This is a genomic window from Croceitalea sp. W27, assembly GCF_055693185.1.
Map to the genome: position 1 here is coordinate 2,342,313 of NZ_CM146327.1, position 15,529 is coordinate 2,357,841.

General features: G+C 36.6%; 15 protein-coding genes. 10 read left to right on the top strand and 5 right to left on the bottom strand.

The genetic code is table 11. The features are described 5' to 3' along the window. Nucleotide 1: 1 nt before the first annotated feature. The 4 genes from ACZ1GR_RS10525 to recA all read right to left on the bottom strand — a co-directional run bounded on the left by ACZ1GR_RS10525 (nt 2) and on the right by recA (nt 3,632). On the bottom strand, nt 2-1,540 hold the full coding sequence (locus ACZ1GR_RS10525; RefSeq protein WP_472608939.1) for a hypothetical protein: 1,539 nt from the start codon (nt 1,538-1,540) through the stop codon (nt 2-4). 11 nt (nt 1,541-1,551) lie between these two features. Then, nucleotides 1,552-2,088: an RNA polymerase sigma factor gene (locus tag ACZ1GR_RS10530; RefSeq protein ID WP_472608940.1), complete on the bottom strand. Its 537-nt coding sequence runs from the start codon at nt 2,086-2,088 to the stop codon at nt 1,552-1,554. 43 nt (nt 2,089-2,131) lie between these two features. Beyond that, nucleotides 2,132-2,551, bottom strand: coding sequence for a hypothetical protein (locus ACZ1GR_RS10535; protein WP_472608941.1), 420 nt, complete (start codon nt 2,549-2,551; stop codon nt 2,132-2,134). A gap of 73 nt (nt 2,552-2,624) precedes the next feature. Further along, nucleotides 2,625-3,632, bottom strand: a complete 1,008-nt coding sequence (gene recA, locus ACZ1GR_RS10540; RefSeq protein ID WP_472608942.1) for a recombinase RecA — start codon at nt 3,630-3,632, stop codon at nt 2,625-2,627. A 261-nt stretch (nt 3,633-3,893) separates the two neighbouring features. On the opposite strand from recA, the gene trhO reads away from it, so the two are divergent. From trhO to ACZ1GR_RS10575, 7 genes are all read left to right on the top strand, one after another. Next, the gene (trhO, locus tag ACZ1GR_RS10545; RefSeq protein WP_472608943.1) at nt 3,894-4,925 is read left to right on the top strand and encodes an oxygen-dependent tRNA uridine(34) hydroxylase TrhO; all 1,032 of its coding nucleotides are present in this window, start codon (nt 3,894-3,896) and stop codon (nt 4,923-4,925) included. Nucleotides 4,926-5,029: 104 nt separating this feature from the next. Next, on the top strand, nt 5,030-6,193 hold the full coding sequence (locus ACZ1GR_RS10550) for a PSP1 domain-containing protein (RefSeq protein WP_472608944.1): 1,164 nt from the start codon (nt 5,030-5,032) through the stop codon (nt 6,191-6,193). Beyond that, nucleotides 6,174-6,671 (top strand): gliding motility lipoprotein GldH, encoded by a 498-nt coding sequence (locus tag ACZ1GR_RS10555; protein ID WP_472608945.1) that lies wholly within the window; start codon nt 6,174-6,176, stop codon nt 6,669-6,671. Before ACZ1GR_RS10550 ends, ACZ1GR_RS10555 begins: the two co-directional genes overlap by 20 nt. 2 nt (nt 6,672-6,673) lie before the next feature. Then, on the top strand, nt 6,674-9,001 hold the full coding sequence (locus ACZ1GR_RS10560; protein ID WP_472608946.1) for a penicillin-binding protein 1A: 2,328 nt from the start codon (nt 6,674-6,676) through the stop codon (nt 8,999-9,001). A gap of 9 nt (nt 9,002-9,010) precedes the next feature. Beyond that, the gene (locus tag ACZ1GR_RS10565; RefSeq protein ID WP_472608947.1) at nt 9,011-9,715 is read left to right on the top strand and encodes a CoA transferase subunit A; all 705 of its coding nucleotides are present in this window, start codon (nt 9,011-9,013) and stop codon (nt 9,713-9,715) included. Between the two features lie 28 nt (nt 9,716-9,743). Further along, the gene (locus tag ACZ1GR_RS10570; RefSeq protein WP_472608948.1) at nt 9,744-10,097 is read left to right on the top strand and encodes a four helix bundle protein; all 354 of its coding nucleotides are present in this window, start codon (nt 9,744-9,746) and stop codon (nt 10,095-10,097) included. Nucleotides 10,098-10,130: 33 nt separating this feature from the next. Next, on the top strand, nt 10,131-10,784 hold the full coding sequence (locus ACZ1GR_RS10575) for a 3-oxoacid CoA-transferase subunit B (RefSeq protein ID WP_472608949.1): 654 nt from the start codon (nt 10,131-10,133) through the stop codon (nt 10,782-10,784). Here the strand turns inward: ACZ1GR_RS10575 and ACZ1GR_RS10580 are convergent. After that, a complete protein-coding gene (locus tag ACZ1GR_RS10580; RefSeq protein ID WP_472608950.1) occupies nt 10,776-12,524 on the bottom strand; it encodes a PAS domain-containing hybrid sensor histidine kinase/response regulator in 1,749 nt (582 codons plus the stop codon). The genes ACZ1GR_RS10575 and ACZ1GR_RS10580 overlap by 9 nt on opposite strands. A 640-nt stretch (nt 12,525-13,164) precedes the next feature. Here ACZ1GR_RS10580 and ACZ1GR_RS10585 point away from each other — a divergent pair. The 3 genes from ACZ1GR_RS10585 (at nt 13,165) to ACZ1GR_RS10595 (ending at nt 15,528) form a co-directional block, all read left to right on the top strand. Next, nucleotides 13,165-13,542, top strand: a complete 378-nt coding sequence (locus tag ACZ1GR_RS10585) for a hypothetical protein (RefSeq protein ID WP_472608951.1) — start codon at nt 13,165-13,167, stop codon at nt 13,540-13,542. A 314-nt stretch (nt 13,543-13,856) separates the two neighbouring features. Continuing rightward, nucleotides 13,857-14,372, top strand: coding sequence for a GNAT family N-acetyltransferase (locus ACZ1GR_RS10590; protein ID WP_472608952.1), 516 nt, complete (start codon nt 13,857-13,859; stop codon nt 14,370-14,372). Between the two features lies 1 nt (nt 14,373). Continuing rightward, nucleotides 14,374-15,528: a serine hydrolase domain-containing protein gene (locus ACZ1GR_RS10595; RefSeq protein ID WP_472608953.1), complete on the top strand. Its 1,155-nt coding sequence runs from the start codon at nt 14,374-14,376 to the stop codon at nt 15,526-15,528. Nucleotide 15,529: the final 1 nt, after the last annotated feature.

Consider the following 15,529-nt stretch of genomic DNA (forward strand, 5'->3'; position numbering starts at 1 on the left):
ATTAAAAGTTAAACCTAACACCACTATAAATACCAACGGAATAAGGATTAAAACTACCTGCTGTTTGCGAGAAGGTGTTCAACTGATATTTAAAAACCGGCTCTAAGTTTATTTGAATTTTTGGAGAGAATTCATAACTGAATCCTAATCCGAAGTTTCCACTGAAATTGACGCTATTCACATTATTGGCCTCACCAATTTCGGTTACCAGACCTTCAGACTGTAATGAAACCGAGTTGTCTACAAGAAATAATGAACTGAATCCTCCTATAAGATTTACACCAACTTTCTTATCCACTAGGGTATAGTTTAATTCTAAAGGAACTTCTAAATAGCCAAGTTGCTGAGACATAATACCATCTCTTTCTGGAGTTTGGGCTGCAAAATCACTCGCATTCGGACTGGATAATTCATTAGAAGTAGCTTTTTTGCTTTGAACCACAATAGTTCTTGAACTTTGAGAAAAGTTAATGTTATCTATAGTGCCAGTACTATTTGCCGCTATTGACGATGAGAAAACAATTTCGTTGGTATCGTAACCATAATCTACCTTATGAATTCCCGAACGAACTTTTAGTCTTTTGCCCAAATCATAGGCAACCGTTAAACCGTAGCTCAAATTAATGTTTCCAGATTTTGAGTTTTCTACAAAATTTGAATGGATAGGTGAACCCTGTCCCACGGCATCAAAATACACCGGGGCAATAGAAGGTCCAACGGACCATTTATTTTCCTTGGTTTCTACTTCAGCAACCTCTTCTTGATCTTCTTTCTCTTTAATAGCGTCGAAAATCGATTTTTTGCCTTTTTCTAAATCCAGAGAATCAACAGCCGTTTTGGCAACAGCTTCTTTGGTATTTGATAATTCTTTATCTAAAGCTTCTTTTTTATAAAGGTCGGTGTCGACCTTTTCTTTTTTAGTATCAATAGTGGTTGCTACTTCACTGTTTTTAGAATTATTAGGTAGTGATTTATTAAAATCTATTTGATTGTTATCCTTTTTAAGTGCCTTTTCGTTAGAGGACTCATTTTCTGCAACAAGAATTCTTCCTTTATTCTTTACACTTTCTTTTTGTTGGTCTTTTTGCGTTTTAGTGTTGGCAAATTGTTGGCCTGCAGCTTCATTCACGTTATCTTTTTGTGAAGATTGTATGGTTGTTATTTGAGTGTTGTTTGTTTCATTAGTTTGTCCGGCTTTTTCGGTATCTGCAAGTTTGGGTTCATTTTCCGTTCTAATGATTTCAATAGAATCGTTCGATATTTTTTGATTACGTGTATTCTTCTCAGGATTTTGGTCCGTATTTTTTTCCGTGCTTGTGGTTTGATCTTTAGGAATAGCTGATTCAAAAGGATTTATCACAAAGACAAATAATGCCAATAATGCGGCAACCCCACCCAGTTTCCACCAGAGCGGAATTACCCTTTTCTTTTTCTTCTTATCCAAGGAAGTGGCAATAGACTCCCAAACATTCTCGTCAGGAACCTGCCTGAAGTCTTTCAACTTCTCTTTGTAGAGTTTTTCTAAATTCTTTTTTTCCATACTTAATGTAATTAAGCTATGCTTATATTTTCTTTTTCAATTTTTTCTTTTAAAATCATTTTGGCCCTCGCCAAATTAGATTTTGATGTTCCTGTTGATGTTCCTAAAAGCTCACTGATTTCTTTGTGAGAATAGCCGTCAAGAACATAAAGGTTAAACGTGAGCCGGTATTTATTGGGCAGTTCTTGAATGTAATTCAGTAATGTAGAGAGATTAATATTATCTAAATGCTCACTTTCAATGCTTACCTCTTCATCTCCCATGTTTTCAGAGACTACATTCAAATGCTGCTCTTTTCTATATTTCTGTAGAACAGTGTTTACGGTAATCCGTTTCATCCAACCTTCAAAAGAACCTTTGTTCGTAAATTGATCAATTTTGTCGAAAATCGTCATAAAACTGTCATGAAGACTGTCTTCAGCTTCTGTTTTATTCCGTGAATACTTTAGGCACATTCCAAAAAGCACTCCCGAGTATTTGCGGTAGAGTTCTTCTTGAGCCCGTCGATTGCCCTGTTTACAGTTATTTATGAGTTTTTCAAGACTCAAGCTATTTGTTGGTTAGATTTAACACTAAGATTATTATCGTCTTTTATTGCATTACGGGCACCTCATATTCCAAGTATGTGGCGTTACCAGCCTCATCCGTTCCCGAATAAAATCGAAATAAATAGGTATCCGTATAATCCACTCGAAATCTAAAGGTCGCACTTACTTCTTCTAAGGAATCGTTGCAGGAATCACTCTCAAGTATTGTGCCGATTGTAGAAACAATTCTAGTGGTGGTCTCTGGTGAGGTCACCTCAAAACCTTCAAAAAACGTACAGTCATTGGGTCTTGTAAAAGTCACTTCAATCTCATGTATTCCATTGTGGTCAAAAGACTCGGGAAAATCAGCACTTACCACTTCTAAAACAGTAAATTGAAAGTTCTGTTCATCAGAATCTAGCGAGCAACTAGAACTGCTGAGAATTGCTAACGCACAGCACAGTGCTAAAATTACTTTTTTCATAGGCTTTAATTTCAAGTAGTAAGATGCGTTTTGCCCAGAAAGGTTGCGTTTAAGACGTTTTTTGTGATTTAAATTACTCTTTTAGTGTAGTTATGGCTTCGCGTATTTTTTCTTCAAGTTCTTCGGCCAATTCAGGATTATCTTCTAAAAGTGATTTTACGGCATCACGTCCTTGACCTAATTTGGTGTCACCGTAACTGAACCAAGAACCACTTTTCTTTACAATTTCATAGGCTACACCTAGATCTAAGACTTCACCTACTTTAGAAATACCTTCGCCGTACATAATGTCGAATTCCACTGTTTTAAATGGCGGAGCAACTTTGTTCTTAACTACTTTTACACGGGTCTTATTTCCTAAAACATCACCATCGGTGCTTTTTATTTGTGTAGAACGTCTAATATCTAATCTAACAGAAGCATAGAATTTAAGTGCGTTACCACCTGTAGTAGTTTCGGGGTTACCGAACATCACTCCGATTTTTTCACGTAATTGGTTAATGAAAATAACGGTACAGTGCGTTTTACTAATTGTGGAAGTTAGTTTTCTGAGGGCTTGAGACATCAATCGTGCATGTAAACCCATTTTAGAGTCACCCATTTCCCCTTCAATCTCACTTTTGGGTGTAAGAGCGGCAACGGAATCAATGATAACAATATCGATTGCCCCAGAACGGATTAGATTCTCCGTAATCTCTAACGCTTGCTCGCCGTGATCGGGTTGCGAAATGATGAGGTTATCAATGTCGACTCCTAAATTTTTGGCGTAAAAACGGTCAAAAGCATGCTCTGCATCAATAAAGGCGGCGATACCTCCATTTTTTTGAGCTTCAGCTATGGCGTGTAATGTCAAAGTTGTCTTACCCGAAGATTCCGGGCCATATATTTCGATTACCCTTCCTCTTGGATAACCTCCTACACCTAAGGCCAAATCCAGACCTAAAGAGCCAGAAGATATGACTTCGACATCTTCTATTACACTGTCACCAAGTTTCATAACGGCACCTTTACCGTATGTTTTATCAAGCTTATCTAATGTTAATTTTAATGCTTTTAATTTTGCCTCGTTCTCGTTAGCCATGTTTCAAAAATTAGACGACTAAAATACCATTTCTTTTGCATTTAAAAATGGCAACGCAACCTTTTTAAAAGGTTTACATCCTTTAGGTAGCTAATTCAAATAATTGTCAAATAGTTTCTAAAACTTTTTGAGACCACAGTATCTTATTTTATCTATGAAAAAGAAATGTTAGTGGTCAAAGGCGCACCCGAAAGCGAGGTGCGCCTTTTTTATTTAATTCCTATTTTTGCGACACTTTAAAACTTAAAATATTAGTATAGCATGCAACTGTACAATACATTAAGTGCAAAAGAAAGAGAGAAATTAATAGAAGAAGCAGGTAAAGACCGGCTTACTATCTCTTTCTATAAATATGCACACATCGGTAATACCGAAATTTTCAGAAATCATCTTTTTATTAACTGGGATGCTTTAGAAGTGTTAGGGCGAATTTATGTTGCCCATGAAGGCATAAATGCCCAGCTTTCTGTACCTGCAGAGAATTTCGATGCTTTTAAAACACATTTGGACAGCATTACTTTTTTAAAAAATGTACGACTGAATATTGCAATAGAGCAAGACAACAAATCGTTTTTGAAGTTAAAAGTAAAAGTGCGTCAAAAAATAGTTGCTGACGGTCTTAACGACAAGACTTTTGATGTGACCAACAAGGGAGTTCATGTAAATGCGGAGCGTTTTAACGAACTGATTGAAGACCCGGATACGGTGCTTGTGGACATGCGCAACCATTATGAAAGTGAGATTGGGCATTTTAAAAATGCGGTAACACCCGATGTCGATACTTTTCGTGATTCGCTGGATATTATAGAAAAAGACTTGGCAGACCACAAAGAAGATAAAAAATTGGTCATGTATTGTACAGGGGGCATACGTTGTGAAAAGGCCAGTGCCTATTATAAACACAAGGGATTCAAACAAGTATATCAGTTGGAAGGTGGAATTATAGAATATACCCGTCAGGTCAATCAAAAGAAGCTGGAAAACAAGTTTTTAGGCAAAAACTTTGTTTTTGACCATAGAAGGGGAGAGCGTATATCTGAAGATATCATTGCCAATTGCCACCAATGCGGAAAACCATGTGACGAACATGTAAATTGCGCCAATGAAGCTTGCCATTTATTGTTTATTCAATGTGAGGAATGTGCTATAGCTATGAACAATTGTTGCTCAGATGATTGTAAAGAAATTCACGCCCTACCTTATGAGGAACAAAAAAAGCTTCGTAAAGGAAAACATGCCAGTAATAAAATCTTTAAAAAAGGACGTTCAGAGGTGTTGAAGTTTAAAAAGTAAGATTTCTTTCCTGCCACATTTTATATGTATATTTACTTCTAGTTAATTTATGAACCCTTATTAAGAAATTGCTCTGGCTTTTTTCTTAATTCAATATATAAAGTATGGGATGTAGCAGTTGTTCAACCGGCAAGGATGGGCAGCCGCGGGGATGCAAGAATAATGGCACTTGTGGCACTGATGGTTGTAATAAACTCACGGTATTTGATTGGCTTTCTAACATGTCTTTGCCCAATGGGCAAAAACCTTTTGACTGTGTAGAGGTCCGTTTTAAAAATAGCAGAAAAGAATTTTTTAGGAACTCCGAAGGCCTATCGTTAGCGATTGGAGACGTAGTCGCTACTCAGGCAAAGTCTGGTCATGATGTTGGTATAGTAACCTTAACAGGCGAGCTGGTGAAGGTTCAAATGAAACGAAAAAAAGTAGACCCTACCGACCAAGATTTACCAAAAGTATACCGAAAAGCTTCTCAAAGAGATATCGATATTTGGCAAAAATGCCGTGATAAAGAAGCCGAAATTCAAAAACGATCCAGAGAAATTGCGATTTCGCTGAACCTACAAATGAAGCTCAGTGATGTGGAATTTCAGGGTGATGGATCTAAGGCTACTTTTTACTATACTGCCGAAGACCGTGTTGATTTTCGTCAGTTAATTAAAGATATGGCCAAGGCCTTTTCAATTCGTATTGAAATGCGCCAGATTGGATATCGCCAAGAGGCCCAGCGTTTGGGCGGTATCGGTTCTTGTGGGCGAGAATTGTGCTGTTCAACCTGGCTGCATGATTTTAGATCGGTAAGTACGTCGTCGGCAAGATATCAGCAATTGGCACTAAATCCGCAGAAATTAGCAGGGCAATGCGGAAAGCTAAAATGTTGTTTGAATTATGAGTTGGATATGTATCTTGATGCTTTAAAAGATTTCCCGGGGCAAGACACAAAACTGCATACCGAGAAAGGCGTTGCCTTTTGTCAAAAATCTGATATTTTTAAAGAAACGCTTTGGTTTTCTTACAAAAACGACCCTTCTAATTGGCATGCTTTAAGTAAAGAGAGGGTTCAAGAGATAATTGAAAAGAATAAGAAAAAGGAATCTGTTGCCAGCCTTGAGCAGTATGTGGTCGAAACAGTAACCGAAGAAAAAATGGTCTTTGAAAATGTAGTTGGGCAAGACAGTCTAAACCGTTTTGATAGACCAAAAAAGAACAAAAAGAGGAATCACAATAAAAAGCGAAGAAGAAACAAACAAAATGCACATAAGAAATCTTAAATATCTTCTTTTTAGTGGTGTTTTTGCCTTGGTAAGTTCATGTGAAACACAAACTGCCTATTCTGAGTACAAACAATTATACAAAGGGGTTTGGCAAGCAGAAGATACCGTACAGTTTAGTTTTTCTGATTTGGATCTATCAGAACGGTATGATGTATATCTTAACCTTAGAAACGACAATAATTTTCAATACAGCAATCTTTTTTTAATCACTGAGTTGAATTATCCCGGTGGAGAAACGGTATCGGATACTTTAGAGTATGAGATGGCGCTGCCAGATGGCAGTTGGTTGGGTAAGGGTTTTGGCAGTGTAAAGGAAAATAAACTTTGGTATCGTGAAAACATCGTTTTTCCAGATTCGGGCGTATATAAACTAAAGATTTCGCATGCAATGAGGCAAAACGGAAAAGTTGATGGCATCTCTAACCTTACTGGGATTACCGATGTCGGAGTTGAAATTAGTAAAAGAACAAAATAGCTATGGCAAAGGCTAAAAAAAAGGAGAACAGCGGATTCTTCAAATTTATTAAGTGGTTTTGGATTTTATTTGGTTCCGGAATTGCATTAGTGGCATTAGTATTTTTATTGGCTTCTTGGGAAGCATTTGGGGAAATGCCCACCTTCGAAACCTTAGAAAATCCGCAAACAAATCTGGCTACCGAATTTATATCGTCAGATGGAGAAACCTTAGGAAAACTCTATTTAGATGATAATAGAACTCCGGTTGCTTTTGATCAATTACCAAAAAATTTAGTCGATGCACTTGTCGCAACTGAAGATGCAAGATATTACGATCATGCTGGTATTGATGCCAGGGGAACCTTAAGGGCATTTGCTTATCTAGGAAAAAAAGGTGGCGCAAGTACGATTTCGCAGCAATTGGCAAGACAATTGTTTGTTGGAATCAGAGCAAAAGACTGGACCAAGTATACCCAAAAAATAAAAGAATGGGTAATAGCTACTCGGTTAGAGCGTAACTATACCAAAGAGGAGATTATTGCAATGTATCTTAACATTTACGATTTTGGATACGCTGCAGACGGTATTCGTTCCGCTGCTAGAATTTATTTTGGGAAAGAACCAAATGAATTAAGGACAGAAGAATCGGCAATGTTGGTAGGAATGCTTAAAAATTCTTCGTTGTTTAATCCTTTACGAAGAGAAGAACTTGTCTTTAATCGCAGAAATACGGTTTTAGGGCAAATGGCCAAATACGGTTACATTTCAGATAAGGAAAAGGATTCTTTACAACAGTTAAAGATGGACTTGAATTTTAGTCCTGAATCCCATAAAGAAGGTTTAGCGACGTATTTACGAATGTATCTGCAACGAAGCTGGTTAAAAAATTGGATTAAAGAAAATAAAAAGCCCAACGGTGAAGATTACAATATGTACCTCGACGGCTTAAAAATTTATACCACGATTGATTCGAGAATGCAAAAGAATGCCGAAGAAGCTGTAGTTGCACACATGAAAAAACTACAGGCCGAATTCTTTGTACAGAATACGAAAGAACGAAATCCTACAACCCCATTTTTAGATTTAGAGAAGTTTGAAATAGACAACATTATAGAACGGGCCATTAAAACTTCCTCTCGTTGGAAAGCTTTAAAAGCACAGGGTAAATCTGAAAACGAAATCAGGGCTTCTTTTAAAAAGAAGATAAATATGACCGTTTTTGATTGGAACAGCGATTCATACGAAAAGGATACGGTGATGAGTCCTATGGATTCTATCCGTTATTATAAAACCTTTTTACGGACGGCCATGATGTCGATGGAACCGCAAACGGGCCATGTAAAAGCTTGGGTAGGGGGCACTGATTATAAGCATTTTCAGTATGATAATGTAATCCAAGGTTCAAGACAAGCAGGATCTACTTTTAAGCCTTTTGTATATGCAGCGGCCATTGATCAGCTAAGATATTCACCTTGTGATTCTTTGCCGGACACTCAATATTGTATTGAGGCCGGGAAACATGGTAATATGGAGTCTTGGTGCCCTAAAAATTCGGACGGGAAATACTCGGGTAAAAATAAGACACTTAAACAAGCATTGGCAAATTCTGTAAACACGATAACGGCAAGGTTAATAGACCAGGTAGGCCCAGGGTCGGTAGCAAGAATTGCAAAAAGTATGGGTATAACTAGAGATATCCTAGAAGTACCCGCTATAGCATTAGGCGTACCCGAAATGAATGTATTTGAGATGGTAGGAGCTTATGGTACCTTTGCCAATCAAGGGGTCTATGTAAAGCCTGTCGTGGTCACCAGAATTGAGGATAAGTATGGTACAGTTTTATACGAGTATGTGCCGGAAACCAAAGATGTTCTAAGTAAAGATGTTGCATATGCAATGGTCAATCTTATGGAAGGAGTTACACAATATGGTTCAGGAGGGAGATTAAGACATACCTTTAATAAAAATAATCAGGTTTATAAAGAGGTTGTTACTGGTTATCCTTATGAATTAACTAATCCGATTGCCGGTAAAACAGGTACTACGCAAAACCAAAGTGATGGTTGGTTTATGGGTATGGTACCTAACTTGGTAACTGGTGTATGGGTAGGTGGTGAAGAAAGATCTACACATTTTAGTCGTCTGGCTTATGGACAAGGAGCATCTATGGCGTTGCCTATTTGGGGCTTGTATATGAAAGCCAATTATGCCAACGAAGCCTTGGGTGTTTCAAAAGAAGCTTTTGAAAAACCTTCGAATTTATCCATAAATGTTGACTGTACTAAAATCATCAAAGAGATGAAAGATGATTTGGATACCGAAGATGATCTTGAAGACCTGGATTTTTAATACAAAACGATGATAAAAAAAGTAGTTTCTAATGTTTCTGAAGCTCTTGAAGGAGTACAAGACGGAATGACCTTTATGTTAGGTGGTTTTGGTCTTTGTGGAATTCCTGAAAATGCAATTACAGAATTGGTACGATTAGGAATAAAAGATATCACATGTATCTCCAATAATGCTGGAGTCGATGATTTTGGATTAGGGCTGCTGCTTCAAAAACATCAAATTAAGAAAATGATTTCTTCATATGTCGGGGAGAACGATGAATTTGAACGCCAAATGTTAAGTGGAGAACTAGAAGTAGAACTTACCCCTCAGGGAACACTTGCAGAAAAATGTAGGGCCGCCCAGGCAGGTTTTCCAGCTTTTTATACCCCTGCGGGTTATGGCACTGAAGTAGCCGAAGGAAAAGAAACAAGGGAGTTTGATGGTAAAATGTACGTGCTTGAGCCTGCATTTAAAGCAGACTATTCATTTGTGAAGGCCTGGAAAGGTGATGAAGCAGGAAATTTAATTTTCAAGGGAACGGCAAGAAACTTTAATCCGTGTATGTGCGGGGCGGCTGCAATTACAGTTGCTGAGGTCGAGGAATTGGTTCCTGCTGGAAGTTTAGACCCAAACGAAATTCATATTCCGGGAATTTTTGTACAACGCATTTTTCAAGGAGAGAAATATGAGAAACGAATAGAACAGCGAACTGTAAGAGAAAGAATGGATTAATTTGAAGATTTTCTAATTTGAAAATGCGATGAGGAATGATAAGGAGAATTTAATTGTAAATCTTACGTATGCTTTTGCACTTAAGGTTATAAAATTCTCTGAAGAACTTCGTTCTTTTCAGAAATTTGAAATGGCATCTCAAATTTTTAGAAGTGGAACTTCAATTGGCGCAAATATACGTGAGGCTCAAAATGCAGAGAGTAAGAGAGATTTTATACATAAATTTAAAATATCTGCGAAGGAAGCAGATGAGTTGGAATATTGGTTGAAGTTATGTGAGGGTTCTGAATTTTATCCTTCACCTGACGAAACATTATTTAAAGAGTTGCACGTAATTATCAAAATTATAAGTAAGATTATTTCTTCTTCCAAGAAGCCATAATTTTCAAATTAAAAAATCTTCAAACTAAGAATAGTGTTAGATAAAAACGGAATCGCAAAGCGAATCGCACAAGAAGTACGAGACGGTTATTATGTAAACCTTGGTATAGGCATACCAACTTTGGTCGCCAATTTTGTACGCGATGATATTAGTGTAGAATTTCAAAGTGAAAATGGAGTACTGGGAATGGGACCTTTCCCATTTGAAGGTGAAGAAGATGCAGATATCATTAATGCAGGCAAGCAGACCATAACAACATTACCTGGGGCATCATTTTTTGATTCGGCTACGAGCTTTTCCATGATTCGAGGTAAACATGTAGACCTTACCATTTTAGGTGCTATGGAAGTTGCCGATAACGGCGATATAGCTAATTGGAAAATACCTGGAAAAATGGTCAAGGGTATGGGTGGTGCGATGGATTTGGTTGCCTCGGCAGAGAATATTATTGTAGCCATGATGCACACCAATAGGGCAGGTCATTCTAAGCTTCTAAAAAAATGTAGCCTACCGCTAACAGGAGTAGGATGCGTTAAGAAGATAGTTACCAACCTAGCGGTGTTGGAAGTTACTAAGGAAGGATTTAAACTTTTAGAACGTGCACCAGGAGTTTCTGTTGAAGAAATTAAAAATGCTACCGAAGGAAATCTTTTGATAGAAGGAAATGTGCCTGAAATGCTAATTTAAATAATCGACTTTTTTATATCCTATGGTTTGCATTCTCTTTAAGGTGCTAAATAAGGTATTAGGATTAAAAGGTTTGCTAATATGACCGTTCATTCCGACTTCATCGTATTCTTTCTCCATATGCACCGCAGTTGCAGCTGATAAAGCTATAATCGGTATATTGGAATCAAACTTCCGAATTGTTTTGGTTGCTTCAAAACCGTTCATATTTGGCATCATAATATCCATTAAAATCAAATCAAACGAGCCATTTTCATATTTTTCAACTGCTTCATTACCATCAGTTGCTATTTCAAAAGAAACATCCCACTTAGACAAGAACTTTCGCAAAACAAGGCAATTTACTTTATTGTCTTCGGCAACTAAAACAGATAGCCCTCTTAGTGACTTATTTGAGTTGTTCTCTTGAATTTCTAGATGTTTTTGATGTTGATTTTCACTACCAATTTCAAAAGTCAGAGGAAAACTGAAAATAGACCCTATACCGGGCTCACTTTGTAAGTTAATTTTACTGCCCATCAATTGCAATAGTTTTTTACAAATGCTAAGTCCTAAACCAGTGCCTCCAAATTTTCTGGCTGTAGTTGTATTGGCTTGTGTAAACGAATTAAAGATCTTTTGTCTCTCACTTGCTGAAATGCCAATACCCGTATCTATTATCTCAAAATTTAAAGTTACATGCTTACTGGTTTTCTTACTTTTTTTGATATTAAGCACAACCCCGCCAGATGAGGTAAACTTTATGGCATTACTTATTAGGTTTCTTAAAATTTGTGCTAGTCGGGTAGCATCGCCTATTAAAATTTCAGGAATACCATAATCTCTATTTACTGAAAAATTGATTTCTTTTTCTTCGGCAATATTTAAGTAAGTCGATAAAAAACTATTGATGACATTAGAAAAGTTAAACTCAACATTTTCCAGTTCAATATTACCACTTTCTATTTTTCCAAAGTCTAGCACGTCGTTCACTAATGAAAGCAAATGTTCCGAAGAATGCTTAAGAATATTTAGATTTTCTAATTGTGAACTATGAGGGTTTTCTATAAGAAGTAAATGTGAAGTGCTTATTACCGCATTTAACGGAGTTCTAATTTCATGTGATATGGTCGATAAAAACTCATCTTTGGCCTTATTGGCCAGAATTTCTTTTTCTTTTGCCTGGAGCAAAGAAAGCTCTACCTTTTTCTGCGAAGTAATATCACATATGGTGCCTATATAGCCTGTGGGTTCACCAGAAAGTGAAAAAATCGTTTTTATACTTACATCAAGCCAATGCGGTTCGCCATTGCTAGGATGGATTTCCAACACCTTACAATACGATTTAAAACTGCTATTTATTAATCTGCTTAATTCTAGATTGTCTTTTGGCTTTAGAATACCAAGATACTTTGAGTAAGGCTCCCCAAGACAATCTATGACCTTTAACCCAGTTAATTTTTCCCAAGCTTGATTCAGGTAAATCCAATTTCCTGCCAAATCAATTTCAAAGACTACTTCGGTAATATTGTCAACGGCATTGTTTGCATTCCGTGTAATATTCTCGATCTTAAGATTGGTGTGCGTTTTTTGTTTTCTATGAATCTCAAGCGACTGTTCGAGCTGCTTTATAGAAGTTTCTAAAGAAAGGTAAGATTCATTTACTTTTTGTAAAAAAGATGGAAAGTCTTCGAACCCGTTTTTGAAGCTGTCGAATTCGAACAATTGCTTTTTTAATAAAGGATTCAAATCATAACTCATATGCATGTAGGTGTTAAATAAGCAGTAAGACTTGCTTGGGACTCCTATATTACAATGATATATTTTATGCACCTTATTTAATCGGCGTAAGAATAAAAATATCGATGGATGGATATAGGTAAGAACTCATTTAAGCTATCAAAACATACTTGTAGTTCCATTTACAACAACCTAAATTAAATTCACAACATAAATTTTAACTATTAATACTTGTTGTTTAGTTTTGATATAACAAAATATTTACCCAAATTAACCACTTAAAATTTACCCCATGACATCAGAATTTAACCATATGCCTATTGAAGAAGAAATCAAGGTATATCGTAATGATTTTTATGCTGGCTTTGCACTTTTAGTAAAAAAGCTTTTTATGTTATAACAAATCATTTCAATTATTTTAAAAGGACAAGATTTTCAGAAATCTTGTCCTTTTTTTATACGCCAAAGTGAAAATACTTGTCTGCTTAATAGTGTCATAAAACGAAGAAGTTGTACACTTTGTCGATAATACACATCAAAAATGTAGGAATAAGACTACATTTTTGATGCATTCACAACATATATTATATTTTACTCCTATTTGAATGTAGGTTTGTATCAACAAATCTTGCGAACCCCAAATCGCGCCAAAACCTACATTATGAAACCTACGATTACAATGCTATTATGTTGTTTATTATTTAGTTGCTCTGAAGTTGAAACGACCGATGACCCTATCCTTGGTATTTGGATGAATCAACTTCAAAGCACTATAACCATCGAAGGCGAAAATGTTGACGCACAAGAATGGATTTTTAATGACCTGTATAAAGGTCGCTTTCATGGTTATAAAAATGGTCAAGTAGTTTACGAAATGGATTATAACTGGAGCAATGATAATGGCATTTACACATTGAACTACAATGCTGGTGAGTTAAAGAGAATAAACTTTAGAATGGAAGATACCGTCTTACGAGCAATAGAAGGAAATGTAGTTGCGATCAGAGATAAATATCCAGAAGAAATATTCAATGATTAAGAAAATAGAACAAGAACCCCCAAATTTTTCAATTATGGCATTAGTAACCTACATAATAAAATTTCTTAAAACCGCCCCCGAGCCAACTTACACCTCAATCTTAATCCCAATTAAATCCAAAAATTATGGCATCCCAAATCAACAATGAAGCTACAGGTAACGAAAACAAAAAGAGCAAAGGTCATTTTTACAAAGCACTATTTGTTCTTACTAGAAAGCTATTTATGCTATAAAGTTACCTGTAAAAAGTAAAAAAGGGCAACATCATCGATGTTGCCCTTTTTCATTATTCGCATTTGGGTTACATTAGTTATATGGAACTGGATTTTCAAAAATGTGGAGAGAAAGATGTACCGGTACTCTCTAAAATTTCCCGCGAGACTTTTACAGATGCCTTTGCAGTACAGAACAATCCACGCGATTTTCAAGATTATATTCATAAAGCATTTTCTCATTCCACTTTAAAAAGGGAACTAAATACCAAAGCTTCTCATTTCTTCTTCATTTATTTAGAGAAACAACTAATCGGGTACTTTAAATTAAATGAGTTCGATGCCCAAAGCGAATTAAAACAGTCAGAGGGTATAGAATTGCAACGCATCTATATTATTAATAAACATCAAGGAAAGAACTTAGGTACCAAAACACTGTTAGAGGCTTTAAAAATCGCAAGACAAAAAGAGAAACAATATATTTGGCTTGGAGTGTGGGAACATAATTTAGATGCCATTCGTTTTTACCAGAAACATGGTTTTGTAAAGTTTGATACACATCCCTATTACATCGGAAACGACAAACAAACCGATTGGTTAATGCGAAAAGAACTATAACATGAATAAGTTAAGCCTGAGTTGTATAACAATACTGTTGACGTTTAATCTTCTCTGCGGGCAGGAGTACTACTTTCCTGAGCGCAATGAAATTTGGGAAGAACAAAGCGCCCAAACGCTAAATATCAATAGTGAAAAGCTTTCAGAAGCTATTGAGTTCGCCAAGAATAATGAATATTCTGGCTCAAGAGATTTGCGTATTGCTATTTTAAAGGGTTTTGAACGCGAGCCTTTTCATGAAATCTTAGGCCCCACTAAAAAGCGAGGCGGCCCAGCAGGTATGATTTTAAAGTACGGTTATTTGGTAGGTTCTTGGGGCGATACTAAAAGAGTTGATATGACCTTTAGCGTTACCAAAAGTTTTTTATCCACCGTTGCCGGTCTAGCCGTAGATAAAAAATTGATAGCGAATACAAATGATAAAGTCGAAAATTATATTTGGGACGGTACCTTTAATGGTGAGCACAATTCAAAAATTACTTGGGAACATTTGTTACAACAAAATTCTGCATGGTCTGGAGAATTATGGGGAGGAAAAGATTGGGGGGACAGGCCACCAAGAGAAGGAGGTGTCGACGATTGGAAATTTGAAAGACCAAAAGAACCGGGAACGGTTATGGAATATAATGATGTTCGTGTAAATGTTTTGGCTTATTCTTTAACTCATGTTTGGCGTAAACCTTTGCCCATGGTCTTAAAAGAAAACTTAATGGACCAAATAGATGCTTCTACAACGTGGCGTTGGCACGGGTATGACCATGCATGGACGGAAATTGACGGAGTACAAATGAAATCAGTTACCGGAGGAGGCCATTCTGGGGCGGGTTTATTTATTTCTACAGAAGATATGGCACGTTTCGGACTGTTATTTTTAAATGAGGGTCAGTGGAAAAATGAGCGATTATTAAGTAAAGAATGGATTTCAAAAGCCATTACACCTTCAATACCCAATGTAAACTATGGTTATATGTGGTGGCTGAACAAAAAAGGAAGTCGCCATTGGAAAGGGCTTTCAGAGAACATCTACTACGCCGCAGGTTTTGGGGGTAATTTTATCGTCGTTGATAAAGAGAACGATTTGGTCGTGGTTACCCGTTGGCTAGAACCTAATAAAATAGATGAGTTCATGGCAAAGGTGAATGCTTCTTTAAAATAGG

Bases quoted from the DNA above. Each gene is read 5' to 3' on its own strand.
- ACZ1GR_RS10525 (WP_472608939.1), bottom strand. From the start codon at position 1,540: ATGGAAAAAAAGAATTTAGAAAAACTCTACAAAGAGAAGTTGAAAGAC.
- ACZ1GR_RS10590 (WP_472608952.1), top strand. From the start codon at position 13,857: ATGGAACTGGATTTTCAAAAATGTGGAGAGAAAGATGTACCGGTACTC.
- ACZ1GR_RS10555 (WP_472608945.1), top strand. From the start codon at position 6,174: ATGCACATAAGAAATCTTAAATATCTTCTTTTTAGTGGTGTTTTTGCC.
- recA (WP_472608942.1), bottom strand. From the start codon at position 3,632: ATGGCTAACGAGAACGAGGCAAAATTAAAAGCATTAAAATTAACATTA.
- ACZ1GR_RS10550 (WP_472608944.1), top strand. From the start codon at position 5,030: ATGGGATGTAGCAGTTGTTCAACCGGCAAGGATGGGCAGCCGCGGGGA.
- ACZ1GR_RS10565 (WP_472608947.1), top strand. From the start codon at position 9,011: ATGATAAAAAAAGTAGTTTCTAATGTTTCTGAAGCTCTTGAAGGAGTA.
- trhO (WP_472608943.1), top strand. From the start codon at position 3,894: ATGCAACTGTACAATACATTAAGTGCAAAAGAAAGAGAGAAATTAATA.
- ACZ1GR_RS10585 (WP_472608951.1), top strand. From the start codon at position 13,165: ATGAAACCTACGATTACAATGCTATTATGTTGTTTATTATTTAGTTGC.
- ACZ1GR_RS10570 (WP_472608948.1), top strand. From the start codon at position 9,744: ATGAGGAATGATAAGGAGAATTTAATTGTAAATCTTACGTATGCTTTT.
- ACZ1GR_RS10580 (WP_472608950.1), bottom strand. From the start codon at position 12,524: ATGAGTTATGATTTGAATCCTTTATTAAAAAAGCAATTGTTCGAATTC.
- ACZ1GR_RS10535 (WP_472608941.1), bottom strand. From the start codon at position 2,551: ATGAAAAAAGTAATTTTAGCACTGTGCTGTGCGTTAGCAATTCTCAGC.
- ACZ1GR_RS10560 (WP_472608946.1), top strand. From the start codon at position 6,674: ATGGCAAAGGCTAAAAAAAAGGAGAACAGCGGATTCTTCAAATTTATT.
- ACZ1GR_RS10595 (WP_472608953.1), top strand. From the start codon at position 14,374: ATGAATAAGTTAAGCCTGAGTTGTATAACAATACTGTTGACGTTTAAT.